General features: G+C 62.0%; 8 protein-coding genes and 1 pseudogene. 3 read left to right on the plus strand and 6 right to left on the minus strand.

The features are described 5' to 3' along the window. Nucleotides 1-173 (minus strand): annotated as a pseudogene (locus AACR77_RS13535) (GntP family permease); the annotation flags it as partial. A 119-nt stretch (nt 174-292) separates the two neighbouring features. Beyond that, nucleotides 293-1,408: a sugar diacid recognition domain-containing protein gene (locus AACR77_RS13540; RefSeq protein WP_042882148.1), complete on the minus strand. Its 1,116-nt coding sequence runs from the start codon at nt 1,406-1,408 to the stop codon at nt 293-295. A gap of 206 nt (nt 1,409-1,614) precedes the next feature. Between AACR77_RS13540 and AACR77_RS13545 the strand changes: the two genes are divergently transcribed. The 3 genes from AACR77_RS13545 to AACR77_RS13555 all read left to right on the plus strand — a co-directional run bounded on the left by AACR77_RS13545 (nt 1,615) and on the right by AACR77_RS13555 (nt 3,331). Then, nucleotides 1,615-1,989: a YacL family protein gene (locus tag AACR77_RS13545; protein WP_039039964.1), complete on the plus strand. Its 375-nt coding sequence runs from the start codon at nt 1,615-1,617 to the stop codon at nt 1,987-1,989. A 49-nt stretch (nt 1,990-2,038) separates the two neighbouring features. Further along, nucleotides 2,039-2,329 carry a hypothetical protein gene (locus tag AACR77_RS13550; RefSeq protein WP_039039963.1) on the plus strand — a complete coding sequence of 97 codons (291 nt, stop codon included), beginning with the start codon at nt 2,039-2,041 and terminating at the stop codon, nt 2,327-2,329. 171 nt (nt 2,330-2,500) lie between these two features. Beyond that, nucleotides 2,501-3,331 carry a CPBP family intramembrane glutamic endopeptidase gene (locus AACR77_RS13555; RefSeq protein ID WP_042882150.1) on the plus strand — a complete coding sequence of 277 codons (831 nt, stop codon included), beginning with the start codon at nt 2,501-2,503 and terminating at the stop codon, nt 3,329-3,331. A gap of 75 nt (nt 3,332-3,406) precedes the next feature. On the opposite strand, the gene AACR77_RS13560 is transcribed toward AACR77_RS13555, so the two are convergent. From AACR77_RS13560 to AACR77_RS23165, 4 genes are all read right to left on the minus strand, one after another. Then, the gene (locus tag AACR77_RS13560; RefSeq protein ID WP_029313762.1) at nt 3,407-3,826 is read right to left on the minus strand and encodes a DUF4426 domain-containing protein; all 420 of its coding nucleotides are present in this window, start codon (nt 3,824-3,826) and stop codon (nt 3,407-3,409) included. A gap of 18 nt (nt 3,827-3,844) precedes the next feature. Continuing rightward, on the minus strand, nt 3,845-4,144 hold the full coding sequence (yggU, locus tag AACR77_RS13565; protein ID WP_042864459.1) for a DUF167 family protein YggU: 300 nt from the start codon (nt 4,142-4,144) through the stop codon (nt 3,845-3,847). Continuing rightward, nucleotides 4,144-4,695, minus strand: a complete 552-nt coding sequence (locus AACR77_RS13570; protein WP_010673053.1) for a YggT family protein — start codon at nt 4,693-4,695, stop codon at nt 4,144-4,146. The genes yggU and AACR77_RS13570 overlap by 1 nt, the downstream gene beginning before the upstream one ends. 23 nt (nt 4,696-4,718) lie before the next feature. Further along, nucleotides 4,719-4,939, minus strand: a 221-nt coding sequence (locus AACR77_RS23165) for a pyrroline-5-carboxylate reductase dimerization domain-containing protein (protein ID WP_331372696.1), incomplete at its 5' end; no start/stop codon positions are given.

Below are 4,939 nucleotides of genomic sequence, written 5' to 3' on the forward strand. Positions count from 1 at the left end.
CCCTGGGCGCCGCCGATCATTAGAGCGACGGTCTGGGTCAGGTCAGCGCCACCGATCAGGCCACCGGCCAGGGCACCGACAATCATGCCGTAAGCGGGGGGCACCTTCTTCAGGATGAGGAAGATGGCGATGGAAAGCGCGGCGAGCGCGCCGAGCGCGGAGACTGGGATCATGACGGGCACCTTGTTGTTGTAATGAGTGGCGCCATTATGGGGATCCCCGCCTGGAATGCTTTGGCCATAAAACCAAAAAAAGCATTTGCCGGCCTTGTGTTTTTGTTGGAAAAGACAAATCAGCTATCGAGACTGAGCCCGAGATAGAGCAGAAACTTGTCATCTAACTTGTTGAAATTCAAGCCGGTTATCTGCTCTATCCGGGTCAGTCGATAACGCAGGGTGTTGGGGTGAATGAACAGGGCTTCGGCACAGGGATGCAGATCACAATCCTGCAAGAAATATTGGCGCAGCGTCTTTTGCAGCGTTCCCTTTGTGTCCTCCTGCGTCAGCTTTTGCAGCGGAGCCCGCAGCTGATCCGCCTGCCAGGAGTCCGCCAGGGTGCCGAGCAGCACTGAAAGCCGGTAATCCTCGAAGAAATAGACCTGCTTGCGGGGCGACTGGCGCATGCCACGGCGCAAGGTGTCTCGCGCCGTCTGGTAGGAGAGCGCCAGCCCGGGGATGCCGGCGAAGTAATCACCCACCCCGATGCGAACCTTGAAATGGGGAATACGGGAGAGCAGCTGCCGGATCCGGCTGCGCTCCTGCGCCGACTGCCAGACGCCGTCGCTGAGCTGGGCGGGTTTGAGCACCACTATCTCGTCCAGGCCGTTGATGGCCACCAGGTTGTCCCGCTCCGGGTTTTCCAGCAGGTGAACCAGCTCCCTCACCTGGGCAGGCTCGGCCTCCTCCAGCGCCAGCACGGCCACCACCCGGGGCTGGGCGAGATCCAGCTCGAGGAAGCGGGCCACCTGTTGCAGTTGATCGGCCCGCCCTTCGCCGCGAATGAGCTGCAACACCAGCTCCTCCTTGTGGCGCTTGTCCCACTGCAACTGCTCGGTGAGTGCCGCCTGTTCCAGGATGAGCTCGGCGGTCATGCGCACCAGCTCGGCGTAAGCACGCACGATGTCCGGATCCCCAGAGATGCCGATGACGCCGAGCAGCTCCCCCTGATAGGCGATGGGCAGGTTGATGCCAGGCCTCACCCCCTTGAGCTCCCGGGCGGTGGCCTCGCTTATCTCTACCACCCGGTTCTCGGTCAGGGCCAGCACGGCCCCCTCGTGGCGCTGGTGCAGCCGCTCCGGATTGCCGGACGCAATGATGAGTCCCCGCTCATCCATGACGTTGACCGAGAACGAGAGGATCTTCATCGCCCGGCTGACTATCTGATGCGCGAGCGCGTCGTTGAGCTGCATTGCCTCTCCATACCATTCGTTGACAGGGTCCCCGGCGTGCGCCATCACCGGGATCACCCGTTAAAGATCCCACATCATCAAGACAAGCGCGGGGGGGATCGCTAGAATAGGCCACTTTACGCTATCAGTGCCCCACCATGGATCAAGGATCCGGCATCATGCCGTTTTGCGCCGTGGTGGTTTCACCCTCCGATATGGACTCCGCTATGGATTATGAATTTCGCCGCGACCCGTTCGGTGGCTATCGCGCCCGGTTCTCCATGGGCCATGAAGCCATCGGCCAGTGGTTGATCGACGAGGTGGGCAAGGACGAGGAGAAGCTCGACGAGCTGTTCGCCATCATCGACCAGCTCTCCAGCCGGGCCCGCACCGAATACCGGCTGCTGGGGGGCGACTACTCCCTGCTGCTGACCCACGAGGAAGCCGAGGTGAAGGCCAATGTCCTCAATATCGAGCAGGATGAGGATCTCGACGATCTCGCCTACTACGATGATGAACAGCTGGCCATGTGCGGGCTGGAAGATTTTGCCCAGGTACTCGGCTCCTGGCGCGCCTTTATCCGCAACGAGGATATGGGCTGATTACCCCCATTCGGGCGAGCATGCCCCTTGCAACCCAACAGGATTGACTATGTCCATTTACGATTTTGATGACGAACTGCCGGAAGACGAGCTGGATCAACCGAAGAAACCCGCCCAGCCCAAGAAGAAGGGCAAGCAGGTGCTGAACACCCAGGTCAACCTGAGCCCGCGCGATGCCAGCCGCCTGAACGGCATGCACGTCGAGGCCATCACCACTCTGGATGACGTCAGTCTGCCGAAGAACGTCATCTTCAAGGCCGGTCTCATCGCCCTGGGCGAGCTGGAAGCCAGCAAACGCGCCGACATCATCGCCCGGGTCATCGCCGAGTCCGGTCGCTGATACGGGAAGGCCATCGCCTCTCTCGATGGCATCTTGCCGCCGCCCAAGCCGGAGCCCAGCTCCGGCTTTTCATTGCGCGTCTTCTGCCGGCCAGTCCCGGCCACCCCCTTTTCCTTGAACCAGACCATGGGGATCGTTAAGGTGCGCCCTTCATTCATACAAGGAGACTCGATGTTACCACTCCCCGATATCCTCATCTGGCTCGTCCTGGGGCTGGCCGTACTCTGCTGCCTCGCCTGCCGGACCAGGCCCGGCATGCTTCTGTTGGGACTAGCCCTGCTCACCGCCCTCTGGCTTGAGCGACTCGCGCCCCTCGCCGCTCTTGTCAGCCTCGCCGGTCTGCTGCTGGCCTGGCGTACCCCCACCCTCCCCCCACCCTGGCGCGGCGTCGCACTGACGCTGGTCCTGCTGTGGTCCCTCGCCCTGACGCTGCATCTGGTGCCCGGCTTTGACAATCTCAGGGTGCTCGACAAGGTACAGGCGGGCCCGGCCAGCGTGCCCTTCACCCTTTACCTCAATCTGGACAAGCCGCTCATTTTCTTCGCCCTGCTGCTGGCCATCCCCGGCCTGCTCGGCCCGGGTGGAACGATGCGCTGGCGGCCGCTGGCCCTGCTCATCCTGCCGCTCGCGGCCCTGCTCATCACCGCCTGGCAACTGGGCGCCCTCAAACCCGAAGCGGGACTGCCCCACTGGTGGTGGCTGTTCGCGTTCAACAACCTGCTGTTCACCTGTGTGGCGGAAGAAGCGCTGTTCCGGGGATGCATCCAGCAAGGGGTGGCAAGCCGAAGCACGCCCTGGGCAGGCCTCCTGGTCGCCAGCCTGCTGTTTGGCGCAGCCCATCTTGCCGGTGGCCCGTTGCTGGTGTTGTTCGCCGCGCTGGCGGGGGCCTGCTATGGCCTGGCGTTCCAGCTGAGCGGGCGCCTCAGTATCGCCATCCTGCTCCACTTCCTGTTCAACTTCGCCCACCTGGCCCTGTTTACCTATCCCCTGGCCAGCCACTGACGTCGAGCACAGGTTCACCGGGCAAAAAAATGCCCCGCCCCCGTGGGGGCAGGGCATCTGCATTCACCCTGCAATCTAGTCGACGTAGAAGGTCTGCTGGAAGGTCAGCGTCTGCTGCTGCCCCTCCCCCATGATCTTCAGGGTGAACTGGTAGGTGTCCTCATTGCGATAGGGCAGCACTGCCAGGTAATAGATGGCATTCCCCTCTTTCACCTCCTGAAAATTCAGGGTGCGAAGGGTGCCGGTCAGATTGCGGGCTTCGCCGCTGATCCCCACCGCCTGTGCCACCCCCTGCTTGTTCTGCACCGCGATATTGACGATGCCGTTATAGCGGCTGCGCTCCAGGCCATAGGTCCTGGCTACCTCGGGGGTGAGGAAGCTGGAGTTGAACGCGCTGTAGTGCACTTTCCAGGGGCCCAGCTCCTGCATCTGCTCAGCCCGCAGCGGCAGCGTCATCAGGAGTGCCAGCAGGCAACTCATCCAGGCTGTTTTCATGATGTCATCCCTCTCGTATCAACCCTGATTATCGAGCAGAGCGGCAATCTCGGCGGGGATCTGCTTTGGCGCGTCGATGGCGACCGTCTTGTGCCGACCCAGCTCACCCCGCAGGATGCGAACCTGCCCCTTGGCCACCTTGCACTGCTTGGCCAGGAACTTGATCAGGTGACTGTTGGCCTGACCATCCACCGGCGGCGCCGTGATGGCCACTTTCAACTCGTCACCGTGCAATCCGATGATCTGATCCCGGCTCGCCTTGGGCTGGATCATCAGATGCAACACCAGCTCGTCCCCTTCCAGCAGGACGGCGGGCATCAGATCATCCACCACAACTGGCCGAACAGATCCCCCATCAGGTAGTTGATGGCCTGCAGCGCGATGAAGGCGACCAGCACGGAGAGATCCAGCCCGCCCAGTGCAGGCAGGATGCGGCGAATGGGGGCCAGGAAGGGTTCAGTGAGCTGGTGCATCACGTATTCAATGGGGTTGCGACCCTGGCTGACCCAGCTCAGGATGGCGCGGATAAGCAGGATCCAGAAGATCATGGAACCCGCTTTCTTCAACACGGTGAGCGTCGCAAACAGACAGAGAGTGAGCCAGTCCGCCTGCAGCACATTCATGCTCTTGAGCAGGACCAACTTGCCAAAGGCGATCAGCAGCGCCAGCAGCACAGAGGCCATGTCCAGCCCGCCAAAACCCGGGATGACGCGGCGCAGGGGCACCACCAGCGGGTTGGTCAGCTTGACCACCATCTGGCTCATAGGGTTGTAGAAGTCGGCCCGCGCCCACTGCAGCCAGACCCGCAGCAGCACCACCATGAGGTAGAGATCAAAGACAGTGTTAATCAAAAAGTAAGCCGTGTTCATCCGGGCTCCTTGCTAAAAGGGATTCAGAAAAGGGTTTCCATTTCGCCGGCCCGGGTAACGGCCGCCTGCATGGCTCTTGCGGTCAGCGGCATCAGCCCCTGCTCCTGGAATGTCTTGACGGCCTCGGCCGTGGTCCCGCCCTTGCTGGTCACCTGCTCGCGCAGGGTCTGCAGCGACAGCTCGGGATTTTGTTCCACCATGGCGGCCGCCCCCAGGGCGGTTTGCTGCACCAGCAGGCGAGCCT

It is taken from the genome of Aeromonas sp. ZOR0002 (assembly GCF_963866995.1).
Taxonomy (GTDB): Bacteria; Pseudomonadota; Gammaproteobacteria; order Enterobacterales; family Aeromonadaceae; genus Aeromonas; species Aeromonas caviae.